Consider the following 18,512-nt stretch of genomic DNA (forward strand, 5'->3'; position numbering starts at 1 on the left):
TCAATTAATCCAATCAGATTTTAGAATGGCATATTTATGCTCATCTAAAATCTGATTGTTTTTTAATACAGCACTTCTTGCTACACCTTCTTTTTTATAACCGCATTTTTCCAGCACTCTTCTGGAAGCCGCATTGTGACTAAAGGTGCCAGCAAAGATTCGTTCAAGGCTTAACTTTTCAAATCCATAATCCGTGGCAAGTTTTAATGCAGATGTAGCAATTCCCTTACCCCAATATGGTTCACCAACCCAATAACCTATCTCAGCAGATAAACGATAAATATCCGTTTGCTGAATGAGCCCGATTACTCCGCAAGTCTCATTTTTATAAGTAATAGCGAATGTTACCCGTGGGTCTTGTTCTGAGATTCCATTGATGAATTCTAAAGCATCTTTTTTGGAATACGGGGAAGGAATATAATCGCGGAGGTTGTTCCAAATATTTTTATTGTTTAATAGCCCTGCGATTTGCCTGGCATCTTCTTTAGCCAATGGCCGAATCGTAATATCTCCTGAGGCAGTCAATTTTTAATCTCACCACCGCCAAACATGGTAAACCCCTTGAGATGAACTGTTACTTTGGCATCAGGATCGACATTGGTTCTGGCATCACTGAATCCACCAAAAATAGCAGTAGTGTCAACTTTTACATTCCATTCGGCTGGCAACTTTAAGTCACAACCTCCAAACATGGTGAATACTTCAATGACCGCACCATCAACAGGAGTGGAACCTCTAAGGTCAATATCTGAGCCTCCAAAAATATTTGTGATTTTACCTCCCTGCAGGTTTTTGGATACAAATTTCTTTTCTGAACCTCCGAAGATGGCGATCTCATCAAAGTAGTCATCGCTACTTTCTGAGCCGCTTCTTGGGACACCCTTTCTACGGAAAATAAAAGAAAGTCCGATGATAATAAGAACAATCGGCCATAGTTCTCCTATCCGAATAATGTCGTAATGATGCAAGTAAAAAACTCCGGCAAGACCGAAGAAAATGAGAGAAGCTCTACCGTTCCCTGAAAGTAGATTTATTACTCCAATGACAACAAAAATTGCCGGCCAGGAAAATAGGTAGTAAGGGATGTCGATATCATACCCCAGGTTATCTAATAGGAAAACAGAGCCAATCAGGATCAAAATAATCCCAATAATTGCTTTTTTGTGGTTAGGTGACGCCATTGTTTTTAATTTTTTAGTTTAAGAACGATATTCCAATTAAACTATGTGCTTGCGATAGCTTAACGGGAAATTAAATGATTTTTTGGTTAATTGAACCAGCCGAAGAGCAAAGAGATCCCAAACGTCGGACCATCAAAGTCGCCCGATTTGAAATAAAAATCATCTACACCGATGGTTTTTTGGAAGCCCAATGTTGCATTGATTTTGAACCAATATGCAATATTGGCTTCACCAAATATCTGGGGATTAAAAATGAATACATCATCTTCATTCACTATTTCATTTGTCGTTTTGGATTTAGTACTTATACCTCCCCATCCAAGCTTAGTGTCAATGCCAAGGTGTAGCAACTCATCAGGCTTGATAACATACCCGATCCAAAAACCACCATGGCCATAACTGGATGTAAAGTCCTCTGCGTTTTGGCTAAACTCTTTGTTTCCGGTTAATCCGAGCCCATATCCCCCGATAAAGAAGGTATTGTCAAAAAGCACTGCTCCGCCACCTCCGGTAAGGGTAGAGAGCGCCCCATCTATTGGAGTAAAGGAAAATAGCACTCCGCCAAATCCGGAGATATCCTCAGGATCATTTCCGATGAGTGTCTTTGGTTTATCTGACTGGGCGGATGCATTAATTACTGTCAGAAGGGTCAATAAAATGAAAGTCCTTTTCATGAGTTTATTTGTTTTGAGTTTGAAATTATCTTTTCCGATTATCTCAAGGACATTTAAAATGATGAAATGTTTCTTTCGTTGGATGAATTGTAGAATCAGCCAAAATGGCCTGAGTTTTAGAAACTAATCGGCCATACTGGCACGTTTCCATGAAAGAAGAGGGTTGGAATGGGATTTGTCCCGTTCAATTATCAGATTTGGAGAGATATGAAAGTAGATAAAGACGCAACGAGAAGACTGGCAGAAGCAGCAGGCATTGTCAATACGATAAACGGAGGAACGATCTTCCCAACATTTAACACAACTACAGAAAAAGATCATTACCGACTAGAGGTGAGTGTACCCACGGTTGAGCCGGACGACCTGAAGGTGGAGGTCACCGGAAGTGATTTGATGATCTATCAAAACGTGCATGTTAATGCCTACACCTTACCCAATGTACTGGGAATGATCAAGATTTCAGCTGATGTTGAACTTGAAAACATTCACGCAGAATTTGAGGATGACTTATTGGTTGTGATCATGCCATTTAGTGAAATGTCCGGAGGTTTTCAAAAAGAAATTGATATTTATAGGCATTAAATTGCCTGCGTGAACACCCGTGACATTAATAATTTTTTTGGTGACATGGACCTTTTTCTCATGGACGTCATTCTGAAAGGCCATGTAAAAGAAGGGACCAAAGTACTGGATGTTGGGTGTGGGGAAGGTAGAAATGGGGTTTATTTCCTTAGAAACAGATTTGAGTATCACGGATGGGATACCGACGAATCTAAGATCAAGCTACTGTCATACCTCGCACATTCACTTGAAACATCGAATTCACACTTTAGAATTGGGGATTTTCGTACGGTTGAATCAACTCAAAAATTCAATTTTATTATTTGTAGCAGGGTACTTCATTTTGCCGAGTCAAGTGAAATATTTCTCAGTATGTGGCTAAAATTGAAATCGCTGCTAGTTGACGGAGGAATCATTTATGCCAGTTTAGACTCAGTAGTGGATAACATGATCGGGAATAATGAAGGAGAAGGGATGTTTTCATTTCCTGATTCAAAGCTTCGGTTTGCATTAACAACTGAGCTATATAATGAAATGAAAAAAGGGTTCGAAGAAATCGAACCCTTGAGAACGTTGGTCCACCACAAAGAGCGGGCTCAAAGTTTTGTTGTTTTAAAAAAATTGCCCTCTTGAGGGGGCTATAGGGGAGTTAAACACATCCTTGCGCCAGCATCGCATCTGCGACTTTCACAAAACCGGCAATGTTGGCTCCTTTCACATAATCCACATAGTCTTTGGTGACTTTACCATGCTGCACACAATTTCTGTGAATTTCCTTCATAATGCCTTGAAGCCTTTCATCTACTTCATCTCGTGTCCAGGAAAGTCGTAGGGAATTTTGAGACATCTCCAGACCTGATGTAGCAACTCCGCCGGCATTGGAAGCTTTGCCAGGAGTAAACATCATTTTATGCTCTTTGAATACCTCAATAGCATCAGCTGTACATGGCATGTTTGCACCTTCAAACACCCCTATACACCCATTTTTCTGAAGTGTTTTAGCATCTTCAACTTGCAGTTCGTTTTGGGTAGCGCACGGGTATGCAATATCACATTTGATATCCCACGGCGTTTTGCCTTCATGGAATTCTGCCTTGTACTTATCAGCATATTCTTTGATTCTACCACGCTTCACATTCTTAAGCTCTTTGATGAACTCCAGCTTTTCCTGGGTTATACCATCTTTATCATAGACTGTTCCTCCAGAATCTGACATGGAAAGAACCTTTGCTCCATTTTGGATAAGCTTCTCGACAGTAAACTGTGCTACATTTCCGGAACCGGAAACGATTGCGGATTTACCATCAAGCCCATCATTTATGTGATTTAAAACCTCTTTTGAGAAGTACACGCATCCATATCCAGTGGCTTCAGGACGAATTAGCGAACCCCCATATTGAAGGCCCTTGCCTGTAAGTACGCCGGTAAATTCTCCCTGAACTCTTTTGTATTGACCAAACATGTAGCCAATCTCTCTACCACCCACTCCAATATCCCCAGCCGGAACATCGGTGAATTGCCCGATATATTTACTCAACTCTGTCATAAAGCTTTGACAGAATTTCATCACTTCATTGTCACTTTTTCCTTTCGGATTAAAATCAGAGCCTCCTTTTCCACCACCCATTGGCAGGGTTGTCAGGCTGTTTTTGAACGTTTGCTCAAAGGCCAAAAATTTAAGGATACTCAAATTCACGGAAGGGTGAAATCGCAAGCCACCCTTGTATGGACCAATGGCCGAATTCATTTGAATGCGGTAGCCCCTGTTCACCTGTACCTCCCCTTTGTCATTTAACCATGGAACCCGAAACATAAAGACCCTCTCCGGCTCACACATAGTTTCTAGCAGGTTGGAATCTTTGTATTTAGGTTTATCAGCGATAAAAGGGATAATGGTCTCAGCCACCTCTTCTACAGCTTGTAAAAACTCTGTCTCGTGAGGGTTTTTGCTTGCAATTTTCTCAACAAACTGCGCAATTTCTTTTGTGTGATTAGACATGTGAAATAGTTCTTTTAATGAGTGGAATTTAGGTGTTTTTTATCTTTTACACCTCCGTAAAATCACGGAATATTACGAAAGGTTAATAATTAGACATTTGAATTTAATCGAAATACAATATTAGCCTAAAACCTGACTAACAATAGCTACGTAAATTAGTCTAGATATAAACCACATGTATTATGAATTATTTAAGATTGGAAAATGAGATTATCTCCTCAGTACAAACCTTAAATGGCCATCAGAAATATGATGTTTTGGATTACATCAATAACATTAAGCCTACGAATCACAATTCGAGGCTTTACAGAAGAAGGGCCATGAAAGAAATTAGAGAGGCGTTGAAAAACGCCTAGTCCTCAGATAAAACGATTACCATATCGTTTTCTTCCAGGACAAACTCATCGGATTTTTTAGGGTTGAGCACAACTCCATATTGCTCATCCGCTAGCTTTGCTTTCGAAATATTTCGATACCCAATCGCTACTTCATTCTTTCGTGCAGCAGATTCAAGCACGGTATAGAAGTTCATCGAAATCCCGGTCTGTACGTACTCTCTAGCCGGCTTGATATAAATCTCTGATCCATCAGCATCGAAAAGATCCTCAAAAACACGCATCAGATCTTTGTTTTCAGAAACCTGACTCATCAATAAACTGATCAGCTTATCACTTACAATAAAGTCATCAGCGCTTGTAATATCAGCCAGCTGTCTGTTTCTGATATCCAGCATCTCACTCACAATCTTGTATTTACTGCCCTTTATTTCAGTGAAATTTCTAAGGTGTAATAGGGTAATGAGGGTCTGCGCATCCGCTTCCTGAATCGGGAAGTAATTTTGGTAGCATAGGAGAATAATGTAATCGTAATTTTCCAAGCCCATCGACTCCAGTGTCTCTCTACCCGTAGTGTCTATCACCTCAAAATCAATACTGATATTTTGCGTGGAACCTTGCAGTTTTTCAACTGTTTCCGCTGCATCTGCAAATTTTGAAACCACATGTACCTCAGAACCAGGTGGCACGTAGTTATCTAATTCACCAATAATGTACCTGGCTCTATTATTCCACCCTACAATCAATAGCTTTTCAGGATCTTGAGGTTCAGGCTCGGTGTATACGATTTTGCTTTCATGTGGGTCAACCGGAGTTGAATTTGCAATAAGTGTATCATCATCTTCGGTGATTCCTATGACTTTATCACCTTCTTTGAAAATGGTCTCCATTGGTGGGTTTATAGCCACACTTCCATCTGAAAATTGGATACCCATTATCGCAGAATCTTCGAAAGCAAAGAGTACATCACGGAACGTCTTTCCAATAAGCGAAGGAGCTTCCTCAAAATAAATTTCATCTCCGTCAAAGTCCATCAAATCCTGATAAACCACACTCAAACCAGACTGTCTACTAGTTTGAACCATGATTTTGGAGATAATTTCATCCGAAAGGATAAGCTCTACTTCACCCTTCCCTACCATTTTAGCAACGTCAAAGTTTCGCTTATCTTCCATTTCAGCCGTGATGTGATACGGTCGTTTTTCAGGAATTCCTCTGAGCTTTTCACGTTTTGGGTCCGTGACTATTGCAACAATAGTCTTAATAATTTGGCTATCCGAGTTTTCATTCTCCTTGTCCAGGATAATGATTGATTTCGTTTCAAAAGGATTGGCGATTTTCAAATCGTGTACATCAATCGGATTACCAGTTCGGCAGATTACCTGGGTGTTTCCTGTGTTGCCAACCTTATCTTTTATCTCATCCTCCATCAGAACCTTATCCATGTCAGCCAGGATAACAATAACCCCGCGTTTCTGATTTTCATTGGCCTCTACAATCTCCGGGATGATGGTAAATATTTTTGAAGACCAACCAAGGATAAGCACATGATCACTTTCAATTACGAATGAACGACCTTTTCTTAGCACTTCCAGTTTTGTAAGGATACCATTTGATACCAAACCAATCAATGTGGAGATAATAACCAGACCCAAGACCGTAGTGATTAACATAAAGAGCCTAAAGGGCCAATTCTCGTCATGGTTTCCAAGCACTCCGGGATCAAGCGCGTGGGTTAGGTTTACCCAGACGGATTCGAAAATAGTGAAATTGGTGTCGTGATCGGGGTGAAGCCCCAATGCCAGTAAGGATCCACCAAAAATCAAGATGATAACAAGAGTGATCACTCCCAAACCCTTGATCATTGACATAGTTCCTTGCGAAACAAAACTGTCAAATCGGTAATTGAGTCTATCCTTAAAGGAAATATTTTTCATATCCTGTTTATTTTTTTGCAACCTCCGGCCATTACCTCCCTTGTATGCCAGATGCTAAAATTGTATCAAACGCGGGCTTGCTTTCATTCAAAAAATAATCATCCCCCGGTACAGGCAGCAAAAGTACTCCTAAAATAATGCAAAAAAATGACTGGGAGGCATTTCAGTGTAAAATGCAATGTGTCAATAAGAAGACATTAAAAATTAGCACTATTTTTAAAGTAAGCGTAATATGGTGCTATGAAGAATTTAATTGCTCTCCTACTATTCATGCTAAGTGTTGTTTCATGCAATGTGACCACCCATGACTTTTCATATATCTACAACAATGAAGGCCCAAATAGAGAGATTGCTGAAAAGATGAAAAATTTATTGGAGAGCGAGTTCAATGTTGAAATTGAATTAATTGAAGGAGTAGGTACAGATGCGAATTTAGATTCATTGGAGCAGGATAAAGTCGATATTGCATTGGTTGAAAACTATGTGAATTATCGGGAGGGCGTCAATTCGGCATTTTCTGTGTATTCAGAAGTGTTGCACATATTTTACAAAGAGGAGGTGGACGGAAGCTCGTTCGAAAACCTGGTCTACGACAAGCCAATATATATAGGAAGAGAAGAGTCCCCTACCTACAATCTTTTAATGGACTTATTCGACTTCTATGGATTAGATCTTAATCGCATACAGGTAACATTTGATATGGCCGCTGCTGATGTGGTGGTAGAGTTGACTAACCTATTTAGAAAAAATGAACTTCAAGCCTATAAAGGATTTAAGCTCTTTTCTTTTGATGACATTGAAAATGTTGGGAATGCTTCTGCTGTAGATGGAATCTCACTTAAATATCCAAGGTTATCCCCGTTTGTTATTCCTGAAAAGTCATACTGGTCTTTTACTGACAAACCGGTGGTCACATTGTCTTTGGACTTAGTGATGATGGTAAGGTCAGGAATGGGAGAAATAGCAGTTAATGATTTTACAAAAACAATGCTTCGAAACAGGCAAGTCTTCACCGCCATTGATCCATTACTATTCAACGGTATGAGAGAGGATTTTGATCAATCAATACTGAATATCCCACTTCATGAGGGAGCACGAATATTTCTGGATCGAGATGAGCCAAGTTTCATCGAGAGATACGCTGAGCTAGGTGGTGTACTTCTTTCGATCATCATCGCAATATGGAGTGGACTTGTTTCACTCACCAAATGGCAAGCCCAAAAGAAGAAGGATAAGATCGATGAATTTTATGAAGACCTGATTAAGATTAAGAACAAAATTTCTACCATTAAACAAATTCCAGAAGGGATTGAAAAAGTAAAACGAATACAATTTGCTCAGAATAAGGCTTTTCAGATGTTGATAGAGGAAAAACTGGTTGCCAATGACAGCTTTCGAATCTATATGGAGTTATCCAAGGAAACCATAAATGAGGTGCGTGCAAAAATGCGCAACATCAAGATGAGGCAGCAGCAGACAAGTGGCTAAAAATGAAACTTTTATCAGTAATGTCAGATGCTTTAGCATTTATGCAAAAACGAACCTAAATTCGTGCACAAATTCTGAGTGAGCATTCATGGGTCTTTTTGATTTTTTCCAGAGCGACATAGCTATTGATTTAGGAACAGCCAACACACTAATTATCAGCAAGGATAAAGTAGTGGTGGATGAGCCTTCCATCATTGCAATTGATAAAAACACAAACAAAGTGCTGGCCATCGGTAGGGAAGCTATGCAGATGCACGAAAAAACGCACGAAAACATCAAGACGATTCGTCCACTGAAAGATGGTGTAATTGCAGATTTCCATGCTGCCGAACACATGATTAGAGGGATGATCAAAATGATGGATAGAGGGAAGAAGAGCTTTCTGCCAGCCTCGCATAGAATGATCATCTGTATTCCATCCGGTATCACCGAAGTAGAAAAAAGAGCGGTACGTGACTCTGCGGAGCATGCAGGAGCGAAGGAAGTCTACATGATCCATGAGCCGATTGCTGCTGCGATTGGTATAGGGATTGACATAGATCAACCGGTAGGAAGTATGGTTGTAGATATTGGAGGAGGCACCACGGAGATTGCCGTAATTGCATTGAGTGGCATTGTTTGCGATCAATCTATTCGGGTTGCCGGAGATTCCTTTAATAAAGACATACTGGACTACATGCGCCGACAGCACAATCTGCTGATTGGAGAGCGGACAGCAGAAAAAGTAAAAATTGAAGTTGGGTCAGCACTCACGGAGCTGGATGATGATGCTCCGGAGGATTTTGAGATCAGAGGGCGAGACTTGATGACCGGAATACCAAAAGTGATAAAGATTTCTTATTCTGAAATTGCTTTCGCGATAGACAAATCAGTTTCTAAAATTGAAGAGGCGGTTCTAAAAGCACTTGAGATATCACCTCCAGAACTTTCTGCGGATATTTATGATAATGGAATCTATCTGACCGGTGGAGGAGCTATGCTTAGAGGATTAGATAAGCGTCTTGCCATGAAAACAAAGCTTCCGATTCACATCGCGGAAGACCCATTGAGAGCGGTGGTGAGAGGAACAGGGGCTGCTCTAAAAAACATTAATCAGTATAAAGCGGTATTGATGACCTAAGAGTGAATGCAAAGGCTTTTAGATTTCCTTTATCAACAACGAGAAATAGCCGTTTTTCTAGGCTTGGAAATCCTAAGTGCATGGCTACTTATCAATTTCAATAATCGATACAATGCTTCGTTTCTAAACTCAAGCAATGAAGCTGCTGCTTCAATTACTCAAACTACGAATGACATCAACGATTATTTTCAGCTATCTGAAATAAATGAGCAGTTGATGCTTGAGAATGAACAGTTGCAACAGGAGCTTAGAATGTTGCGCTCTGAAAAATTGAATTTTCTTGATACAGTAGATCAATACAGAGTGATTGGTGCTCGCGTAATTAACAACACCTTCGAGCGAGCAGAAAACTTTGTTACTATTTCAGCTGGAGTGATGGATAGCGTTGAGGTAGGAATGGGAGTGATTTCATCATTTGGTGTAGTGGGTCAGGTCAAGTCTGTTTCTGACAACTTTGCGACCATTTACTCACTTCTTCATCCAAAGGTTTTGTTATCGGCAAAGGTAAAACGAACGGACACCAAATGTACGGTTCAATGGGATCAGGAAACATTTGATAGAGCGGCGCTAAAGTATATTCCAAGGCATATCAAAATGAAGGTGGGAGACTCCATAGTCACTTCGGGATTTAATTCTGTTTTCCCTGAAAATATCCTCGTAGGAGTGGTTGATGAACTACACCTGGAAGAGCATATGACATTTTATGAAGCCAAGGTGAAACTTGCCACTGACTTCACCAGCTTGTATCATGTGTTTGTGATCAAAGACGTAATGAAAAACGAAAAAGACTCCCTGGAAGCACTATGAATCGTGTCAGCATTAAAGAGCAAATTCTAAACCTTATCCTGCTTTTGCTGGTGCAGTTACCTCTCGTACATCGAATCACACTATTTGATAAATCTTTTGGCTTTTTTTATGTGGGGTTTCTGCTCCTTCTACCCCGTACCTGGAACCGTTCGTACTTGATGGTCATAGGCTTTTTCTCCGGTCTTCTTGTGGATGTTTTCACAAACACCCCGGGCATACATGCATCAGCATCTGTCTTTATCATGTTCATCAGGAACTTCTGGCTCAACATTGTTAACGATGACTTTCAGGAACTCACAAACTTAAATACCGAAACACTCAAAAAAACCGGCTTCATTTACTTTACACTTCCATTGATCTTTATTCATCACCTATTAATATTCTTTATTGAAAACGGGGGTTTCCATTTGTTCTGGATGGTCTTGAGTAAAGTCTTTTTCAGTACTATCTTTAGTGGTGTGATCATTTTTGTGATCAACTTAGCTATTGCACCCAATAAAAGGAGAGCATGAGAGGGAGGAGCTTACTAATTAGGGGGTTTATACTTTTCACCGCGATCATTTTCGCAGCAAGGCTTTTCTACATTCAAATTCTGGAGGAGGATTATAAGGTAGCGGCAGAAAATAATGTTGTACAGAAAATCGTGCAATATCCTTTTCGTGGACTGGTATATGATAGCAACGACAGTCTGGTCATCTACAATTCCCCTGTTTATGACCTAATGATCGTTCCTAAGGAGGCAGAAATTGGTGATACCACTGCTTTTTGCGATTTGCTTGAAATTGAAAAAGAGCAGTTGAAGGAAAAACTAAATAAAGCGAAGAACTACTCCTCCATCCTGGCTTCAAAGCTTATTGAGCAAATATCAGAAGACCTTTTTGCTAAACTTCAGGACCAGCTCATCAATTACCCTGGGTTTTATGTGCTGCCTCGTACCATCCGTTCGTACAATACCGAGTCTTTAGCTAATGTAGTTGGGTATGTAGGGGAAGTAAGTAGCAGAGAGCTAAATAGAGATACTACCAACTATTACCGATCTGGTGATTATATCGGGATTGGTGGGATTGAAAAATCTTATGAAGAATATCTTCGCGGAAGGCGTGGTTCATCCTATAAAGTAGTGAATGTGCAGGGTGTGATTAAAGGTGACTATCGTGATGGTGAATATGATACGTTACCGAAATCAGGTGAAAATATCCATCTCACCATAGATCTGGAGCTTCAGCAATATGCTGAAAAATTAATGGAGGGGAAGGTAGGCAGTGTGGTTGCGATTGAGCCTAAGACCGGTCGGATTCTTGCACTTGTTTCGGCTCCATCTTATGACCCTCAGCTACTAAGTGGAAAAAATCTAAGCAAAAACTTTCCTGACCTAAACAACAATAAGGACAAACCACTTTTTAATCGTCCGCTTCAGGCCAGATATCCTCCTGGCTCAATGTTTAAAACCATACAAGGAATAATTGCCATGCACGAAGAAGTGGTAAGCGCCAACGAGATCATACGAGTCGATCACAGTAATATTGGTGATCTGGCTCCTCCCGGGCCTTACGATATGGTCAAGGCAATTACTAAATCCTCTAATAACTACTTCTACTTAATCATGAGAAGAATGGTGGAACAAGGTGCTGAGGAAAGCCAGTTTCTTGATGCCAGGATAGGGCTCGAAAAATGGAGGGATTATGTGAAACAATTTGGACTGGGAAGAAAACTCGGTGTGGATTTACCCAATGAAATTACAGGAAATGTACCAAGTCTTGAGTATTATGATCGTGTATATGGAGCCAAAAGATGGAAGTACTCCAATATTGCTTCACTAAGTATTGGACAAGGCGAGCTACTGGTTACCCCTTTGCAAATGGCCAATCTAGGCGCTATTCTGGCAAACAAAGGGTATTTTATAACACCTCATGTGGTTGATAAAATTGAAGGGTGGCCCAATCCAAACATTAAGAAGGAGGTCCTTCCTTTTAACCCTGAATTGTTTGAGCCTGTTTTATTTGGAATGGAACAAGTGGTGAAAGGGGGATCTGGTATCAGGGGTTATTTGGACACCTTGAAACTTGCTGGAAAAACAAGTACAGTTCAGAATCCTCATGGAGAGGATCATTCTGGCTTCATGGGATTTGCGCCTTTAGATAATCCGAAGATTTCCATAGCAGCTTACGTAGAAAATGCCGGACAAGGAGGCAGAGCGGCCGTATCTGTAGCTAGTTTATTAGCTGAGAAATATGTTTTGGGGAAAATTTCCCGACCATGGCTTGAGACTTATGTGTTAGAAGAAAGATATTTACCTGAAAATGCGCCAAGACCCACTCTCGCAGAAAACTGACTGGGCGTCAGTCCTACTATTCGGGGCGCTTGTAATCGCAGGCTGGCTGAATATCTATGCAGCTGAATATGATCCTGAAATAGATCAGAGCATCTTTGATTTTGGAACAAGCGCGGGAAGGCAATTTATCTGGATATTGACATCTGTGGTGATTGCATTCACTATTTTCTTTTTCGATTATAAATTTTTTGACTCGTTCGCATACGTTATCTATGGGATAATCATGGCGATGTTGCTATTCATTCTCATTGGAGGAAAGGAAGTGGCTGGATCGAAATCATGGTTAGGAATTGGTGGATTTGGTTTACAACCTTCAGAGTTTGCCAAGTTTGCTGCAGCATTAGCATTAGCAAAGTATCTCAGCCATTCAACCAGGAAGCTCACTGACCTTAATACTCTGGGGGTTTGTTTTCTGATTATTTTGCTACCTATGGCAATGACCATTCTGCAGGGAGATACAGGCACTGCCCTGGTTTTTACCTCTCTGGTAGTACCTATGTTTCGTGAAGGGATGTCTCCTCTGTTATTAATTATAGCTGTCTCCATTCTGCTGGTTTTCCTTCTTACACTTCTTATTAGTCAGACGGTGTTGCTTGTCGGCATAGCGATTGTAACATTATTGGCTTTAGGCTTAAACGCAAGAAATCCCAAAAAACTCGTTTACATCATTGTTTCAAGCATAATAGTGACGTTTGCGGTTCGAAGCGTTGATTTTATTCTTACCGATGTACTGAAACCACATCAGCAAAAACGGGTTTTGTCATTGGTTAATCCAAATATTGACCCTCTTGGGGCTGGTTGGAATGTGACTCAATCTAAAATTGCTATTGGTTCCGGCGGATTGATAGGAAAGGGGTTTCTGGAGGGAACACAAACAAAGTTTGACTTTGTGCCGGAGCAGACGACTGATTTCATTTTTTGTACCATTGGTGAGGAACATGGTTATTTGGGTAGCATCATCATGCTAGGATTGTTTACCGCACTATTATTAAGGTTAGTGGTTTTGGCAGAGCGTCAAAAATCAACGTTTTCCAGAGTATTTGGCTATGGCGTTGTGGGTATAATATTTTTTCATTTCACTGTGAACATAGCTATGACCATTGGGTTGTTTCCGGTAATTGGGATTCCCCTTCCTTTCTTTAGCTATGGAGGCTCTTCTCTATGGGCTTTTACCATCTTGCTTTTTAGTTTCCTAAAAATGGATGCACATAGAATGCAAGTGCTTCAACGGCTGTAAAAAATATCAATTGATTGAACCTATAACTTGGCGGCTTTCTCTTTTGCCTCTGCTACTAATTTATCCGCTCTGGTATTAGCTTCTGACTCTATTTGTTCTGCTTTTTTATCTGTTTCAGCTCTGAGTTTCTTTGCAGCTTCCTGGGCCAATTTCTTTTTTATGGGATTGGATCCAGCATCAGCAATTAGTTTGTCAGCAGCTTCATACCCCTCTTTTCTTACTTTTTCTGCACTTGCTTTTCCTTGTGCTCTGATTTCTTCGGCCTTAGCCTCAGCCTGTGCAATTATTTTTTTCCGTTGTTCTTCTTTCTTTGCTTCTAGTTCTTCCTTTTTTCCTGCTAAATCGTCTTCCAGTTTCTGTTTTTGCGCATCTATTTGAGAAGAAAGCTTTTGTTTAATCGAAGCATCCGAAGCGTCAGAAGCATTACTCGTACCTAAAAGCCTCACCTTCACATCTTCGTATGTTCCGCCAATACCGAGGTTTACGTTAATCTTATCCGCAACTAATTTTTCACCACCTGTCAGAGAACTGATAGCACTATTCAATGCAGAACCAATTTGTCCTGTAGGTACTTCTTCTAGTATCATCGAGTAATCCAGTGTACCATCAAGACCATTATTTCCACCCAATACAGCTTTTTGCCCTTGTACGTTCAGGTTGAATGGCTCAATGTACATTCTGCCGTTTTTTATTTCCGTTTTAATCAGCACATCCTTAAGAGTGATGCTCTTATTAGGTTGAGACGAAGCACCTGCTTTTAAAGCTGATACAGAAGATAGCTTTTGCATGAATGTCCCTTTTTCCAATGTTGCCTGAACCACATTGACGAGCCCATTTAGGTAAAGCGAATCCATAATAGGCATCATGTCTTCTCCCAAAATACCATTGACGCTAAATTCAGTGGAAAAATTACCGGCAACTTGCTTCGCAATCGGCACGTAAGATTGCACCGTCTCGAATGTTTCAAAGGCACTCGCGATTGACAGGTCTTTCACCTTGAATCCCAAATCGTAGGTAGGTTTTTCAACGTCTTTGGTAACATATGATCCTGTAAGTTCAAATGTTCCATCCAACATGTTGAAGCTGTTTTGGTCAAGAATAATAGCTCCATCCTTAATTAGAACCTGACCTTTAAAATTGGTAATAGGCATGTTTGAGTATGCGATTTTGTCAATTGAGGAGGCTAGGGTGAAGTCAATGTTTTCCGGAATCCTGATGACCTCTAAAGACATTTCTGTTGTGTCTTCCTCAACTTCTTCAGTACTTTCCGGCATTAGCTCATTGAGGTCAATTAATGATGATTTGAAGTCTAATCTTCCGGATAGTATTTCATTTTCCGAAAGTGCAAAGCCGAGGTAATTACTGACTTTACCATTGAGGCTGAAATCCGAATTTCCTGACTTAGCTGAAAACTCACTCAAGTTTATTTCAGCTGGGTCGAAGGTGAGATTGGCCCTTGAAATTTCAAATCCCTGAGGGAGATACTCATCGCTCTTGAATAGGAAATTATCTATGGTCATACTACCGGAAGTTGGTAGCTTGTCGTATCGCTCAGCTTCCACATCAGCCATTTGGCCTGTGGTCTTTAGTTTCGCATTGATTCTACCGAGAAGTGTTATACCCTCAAGAGGAACAATCTTCGTAATTTTTTCTAAATCAGCATTCCCTTCAAAGCCAAAATCCCACTGATAATTTTCAAGGTTTTTGAATTTCAGGTAAGAGGAAACAGCTTCACCGTCAACCAGCATCGAGAAATTGTCAATGTTAAAGCTGGTCTCACTTAGATCAGCTGATGGGTAGTCAAAACTGGATTGAATATTTAGATTTTCAATCGGGATGTTGAAATCTGCATAGCTTATTTTACCGTTTTCGACAGAGAGATTTGCAGCAACCTGTGGCATGGAAGTCTCATTGAAGGTGCCTCTTACAAACCCATCAAAGCCCACTTCACCTTCTGCATTTACTCCGTTCAGATATTCCAGATAAACTCCTGGGATCAATGATAAAATACTTTTTACGCTAATATCTTTCCCACCAAATGTGATGTCCATAACGATATCTTCATTGGGCATACTCAGATAGCCATCCGCTTGCATCGCAAACTGGTTCACGGCGATCCTGTTGTCTTTGAATGTAAACTTCATTTGACTCAAATCCATATTGAGGGTTACATCCAGGTCCAGCTGCTTGTCGCTGACATACTCGACACCCTCAAACCCAAGGGATGCTTTGTCCACAGTTGTTTTGGTTTGGAGATCAAAAACATCCAAAGTAAAGTCACCGGACCCTTCATGATTCAATCCAACTAATGAAGTGTAAAAGTTCATCGACTGATCCCTGTAAACGACCTTGGCGTTATTAATTTGCCATTTTTCTATGCCAACGCTTACGTCACTATCAGCTGTGTCGGTTTCTTCTTCAACCACAACTTCTTCTGAAGCTTTAGCTATGTCATAATTTGCAGAGCCATCAGGCAAGACCAGTATCAGTATTTTAGGCTCATCCAGTGAAATTTCTTCTACCACAATTTGTCCTCCGGTAATAACGGACATCAGGTCAACGGTCACCTGAAAATTTTTGACTGAAGTAAGTGTGTCTTGTGAAAAAACGCCTTGTCCTACAACTCCAAAATCACTCATGCTAACGGTGATATCAGGAAAATTTTTAATAAGTGAAAGACTAAACCCATCAATGTCATAATATACTGTAGCATTGAGGCTTTCATCCATTGTGCTGTCCATCGCCTCGCGAATATCATCCTTGAAGATCATGGGCAATACAATCACTGCCGAAATTAGAATGATGAATATGATACCTATGATGATAAGAAGCTTCTTCATGACACTTTTTTATTTACCACCAATTTACGCAGAATGCACTCCTTCTAATAAAACGTAACGCATTTTTAACGGAAAGATGAATATTCTATCACTTTGTGAGCGTTACGAATATATCATCCATCAATTGAAGCTTGATACGGTCTTCTGATTTGGAAGCAACACGATAGGTCATACCAGGTGAGCCCGGTTCATTTACAAGAAACAACGAGTCACTGGAAACATACCATGACTGAGTATGCGATAAGGTATCCACATTAAAAATACAATCAGGGTATCCATTTGCAGTTACTGTGAGACTATCTGCGGTAAATCTGAAGCTACCATTCATGTAGAACTCCATGTCTTCAATACCGGGATATGATTCAGGGGGAGTTTCCCATTCTGCGAGCCACTCGCCGTGCCATTCTGAAGGGCGATTTGCTGTTTTTTCGTTTGAAGGCGAACCACACGCAATAACAACGATAAAAGGAATAAAAAATAGCTTTTTCATGGGTTAGGATTCGGGTAATAGCATCCGGTTTATGCTCTGTTTTAACAGCCTCAAAAATACTTAACCATTAAGTCAATCATAAACTTTTTGAATTTCGAATAGGGTGGATATACAGTTTTGGCCATCGTCCAGCCTTTACGTTGCTTCACGATGGCTTTTTCATTAGAAAATGCAATGAACCCGGCATGTCCGTGTGCTTTACCGATTCCACTATTGTTCACTCCTCCGATCGGAAGGTTCGGGTGAGCAAACTGAAGCACCACATCATTTATAGCCATCATTCCGGCGCTCGTTTCTTTCTTCACTTGTTGAATAATTGATTTCTTATTCGAAAAAAGATAAAGCGCCAGTGGTTTTGGTTTTTGGTTGACAAATGAAATAACCTCATCTATTTCCCTGAATGAAACCAAAGGGAGGATGGGTCCAAAAATCTCTTCTTCCATTATTCGACAATTCGCTGAAACGTTTGAAAGCAGTGTAGGGGTGAATCTCAAATGCTCGCGATCAGACTTTCCTCCAAACTCAATGTTTGCACCTTTATCTATTGCATCAGCCATCAGATCGTTGATGCGATTATGATGATGGCGGCTGATGATCGCGCCATATGTATTTTTGTTGCCGTATAGTTTTTCAGATTGAATCACTAATTCCTCAATAAGTTTTTCCTTGACATCTTCATGTACATACAGGTAGTCCGGAGCGATGCACACCTGTCCTGCATTTTGCCACTTCCCCCAGGCAATTTTTTGAGCGGCATCTTTGATGCTGGCAGTTTCATCAACGATGGTTGGCGATTTACCCCCTAGCTCTAGTGTCACTGAGGCCAGGTGCTTAGCAGCAGCACTCATCACGATCTTTCCAACTTGTGGGCTACCGGTAAAAAAGATATGATCGAATGGTAGCGAGAGTAGCTCTTGCGATTCGTCAACCGCTCCAAGAACAACGGATACTTCCCCAGGTCTAAACACTTCGTTACACATTCGCCGGATCAATTCTGAGGTATTTTCTGAGAATTCTGAAGGCTTGATGATTGCCGTATTTCCTGCGGCAATGGCTGACACTAATGGTCCGGTTGCCAGCTGAAACGGGTAGTTCCAGGGAGCAATGATTAGGCACGCTCCTTTCGGCTCATAGAAAGTTTCTGCTTTTGTGCCCAGATAAGTAAGTGAAGTAGCAGCAGGTTTTGGTGCCATCCAGCTCTTTAAGTTTTTTCGAGCCTTTCTTATTTCAGCTAAGACAACATATACTTCCGTTAAATCTGTTTCATGATGTGGTTTTTGAAGATCGTTAAATACAGCTTCATGTATTTCCCACCTATGGGACATGATCCAGTCTTCAAGTTTTTTTAAAGCTGATTTTCTTTCCGAAATGGTTGAAGTTCTTAACCGAACAGCGTGTGTTTTTATACCATCAAAAAGGTTCCGGATGTGGGATTGGGTTGCTGTATCCATCTTCTAAAAATAAAAAAAGTCAACTCGAAAGTTGACTTTATAGTTGATAATCTCTTATTG

General features: G+C 40.5%; 17 protein-coding genes. 9 read left to right on the forward strand and 8 right to left on the reverse strand.

What is annotated here, in order from left to right; genetic code table 11:
- The 3 genes from CHB71_RS01420 to CHB71_RS01430 all read right to left on the reverse strand — a co-directional run bounded on the left by CHB71_RS01420 (position 1) and on the right by CHB71_RS01430 (position 1,855).
- Complete coding sequence (locus tag CHB71_RS01420; RefSeq protein WP_089355094.1) at positions 1-525, reverse strand: GNAT family N-acetyltransferase; 525 nt, start codon at positions 523-525, stop codon at positions 1-3.
- Positions 522-1,181 (reverse strand): LiaF transmembrane domain-containing protein, encoded by a 660-nt coding sequence (locus CHB71_RS01425; RefSeq protein WP_089355095.1) that lies wholly within the window; start codon positions 1,179-1,181, stop codon positions 522-524. The genes CHB71_RS01420 and CHB71_RS01425 overlap by 4 nt, the downstream gene beginning before the upstream one ends.
- Positions 1,182-1,267: 86 nt before the next feature.
- Complete coding sequence (locus tag CHB71_RS01430; protein ID WP_089355096.1) at positions 1,268-1,855, reverse strand: hypothetical protein; 588 nt, start codon at positions 1,853-1,855, stop codon at positions 1,268-1,270.
- Positions 1,856-2,062: 207 nt separating this feature from the next.
- Here CHB71_RS01430 and CHB71_RS01435 point away from each other — a divergent pair, with 207 nt between their 5' ends.
- Together CHB71_RS01435 and CHB71_RS01440 are read left to right on the forward strand one after the other, a co-directional pair.
- The gene (locus CHB71_RS01435) at positions 2,063-2,437 is read left to right on the forward strand and encodes an Hsp20/alpha crystallin family protein (protein ID WP_179213275.1); all 375 of its coding nucleotides are present in this window, start codon (positions 2,063-2,065) and stop codon (positions 2,435-2,437) included.
- Between the two features lie 45 nt (positions 2,438-2,482).
- Positions 2,483-3,049, forward strand: coding sequence for a class I SAM-dependent methyltransferase (locus tag CHB71_RS01440; protein ID WP_144017291.1), 567 nt, complete (start codon positions 2,483-2,485; stop codon positions 3,047-3,049).
- Between the two features lie 16 nt (positions 3,050-3,065).
- Here the strand turns inward: CHB71_RS01440 and gdhA are convergent, their stop codons facing one another.
- Positions 3,066-4,415, reverse strand: coding sequence for an NADP-specific glutamate dehydrogenase (gene gdhA, locus CHB71_RS01445; protein ID WP_089355099.1), 1,350 nt, complete (start codon positions 4,413-4,415; stop codon positions 3,066-3,068).
- Between the two features lie 182 nt (positions 4,416-4,597).
- Between gdhA and CHB71_RS18770 the strand changes: the two genes are divergently transcribed.
- Positions 4,598-4,771 carry a hypothetical protein gene (locus tag CHB71_RS18770; protein WP_179213276.1) on the forward strand — a complete coding sequence of 58 codons (174 nt, stop codon included), beginning with the start codon at positions 4,598-4,600 and terminating at the stop codon, positions 4,769-4,771.
- Here CHB71_RS18770 and CHB71_RS01450 read toward each other — a convergent pair.
- On the reverse strand, positions 4,768-6,687 hold the full coding sequence (locus tag CHB71_RS01450) for a CASTOR/POLLUX-related putative ion channel (RefSeq protein ID WP_144017292.1): 1,920 nt from the start codon (positions 6,685-6,687) through the stop codon (positions 4,768-4,770). The two genes, CHB71_RS18770 and CHB71_RS01450, sit on opposite strands and share 4 nt — an antisense overlap.
- Before the next feature lie 240 nt (positions 6,688-6,927).
- On the opposite strand from CHB71_RS01450, the gene CHB71_RS01455 reads away from it, so the two are divergent.
- From CHB71_RS01455 to rodA, 6 genes are all read left to right on the forward strand, one after another.
- The gene (locus CHB71_RS01455) at positions 6,928-8,175 is read left to right on the forward strand and encodes a TAXI family TRAP transporter solute-binding subunit (protein WP_089355101.1); all 1,248 of its coding nucleotides are present in this window, start codon (positions 6,928-6,930) and stop codon (positions 8,173-8,175) included.
- An 88-nt stretch (positions 8,176-8,263) separates the two neighbouring features.
- The gene (locus CHB71_RS01460; protein WP_089355102.1) at positions 8,264-9,295 is read left to right on the forward strand and encodes a rod shape-determining protein; all 1,032 of its coding nucleotides are present in this window, start codon (positions 8,264-8,266) and stop codon (positions 9,293-9,295) included.
- A gap of 6 nt (positions 9,296-9,301) precedes the next feature.
- Positions 9,302-10,102: a rod shape-determining protein MreC gene (mreC, locus tag CHB71_RS01465; protein ID WP_089355103.1), complete on the forward strand. Its 801-nt coding sequence runs from the start codon at positions 9,302-9,304 to the stop codon at positions 10,100-10,102.
- Positions 10,099-10,614, forward strand: coding sequence for a hypothetical protein (locus CHB71_RS01470; protein ID WP_089355104.1), 516 nt, complete (start codon positions 10,099-10,101; stop codon positions 10,612-10,614). Before mreC ends, CHB71_RS01470 begins: the two co-directional genes overlap by 4 nt.
- Positions 10,611-12,434 (forward strand): penicillin-binding transpeptidase domain-containing protein, encoded by a 1,824-nt coding sequence (locus CHB71_RS01475; protein WP_089355105.1) that lies wholly within the window; start codon positions 10,611-10,613, stop codon positions 12,432-12,434. The genes CHB71_RS01470 and CHB71_RS01475 overlap by 4 nt, the downstream gene beginning before the upstream one ends.
- Entirely contained in the window at positions 12,403-13,671 is a 1,269-nt protein-coding gene (rodA, locus tag CHB71_RS01480; RefSeq protein ID WP_089355106.1) for a rod shape-determining protein RodA, read from the forward strand. Before CHB71_RS01475 ends, rodA begins: the two co-directional genes overlap by 32 nt.
- A 20-nt stretch (positions 13,672-13,691) precedes the next feature.
- Here rodA and CHB71_RS01485 read toward each other — a convergent pair whose 3' ends face one another.
- The 3 genes from CHB71_RS01485 to CHB71_RS01495 form a co-directional block, all read right to left on the reverse strand.
- A complete protein-coding gene (locus tag CHB71_RS01485) occupies positions 13,692-16,511 on the reverse strand; it encodes an AsmA-like C-terminal region-containing protein (protein ID WP_089355107.1) in 2,820 nt (939 codons plus the stop codon).
- A gap of 88 nt (positions 16,512-16,599) precedes the next feature.
- On the reverse strand, positions 16,600-17,001 hold the full coding sequence (locus CHB71_RS01490) for a hypothetical protein (RefSeq protein WP_089355108.1): 402 nt from the start codon (positions 16,999-17,001) through the stop codon (positions 16,600-16,602).
- Positions 17,002-17,051: 50 nt separating this feature from the next.
- Complete coding sequence (locus CHB71_RS01495) at positions 17,052-18,452, reverse strand: aldehyde dehydrogenase family protein (RefSeq protein WP_089355109.1); 1,401 nt, start codon at positions 18,450-18,452, stop codon at positions 17,052-17,054.
- Positions 18,453-18,512: the final 60 nt, after the last annotated feature.

The sequence above is a fragment of the Ekhidna lutea genome (genome assembly GCF_900188325.1).
In the GTDB taxonomy this organism is placed as follows: domain Bacteria; phylum Bacteroidota; class Bacteroidia; order Cytophagales; family Cyclobacteriaceae; genus Ekhidna; species Ekhidna lutea.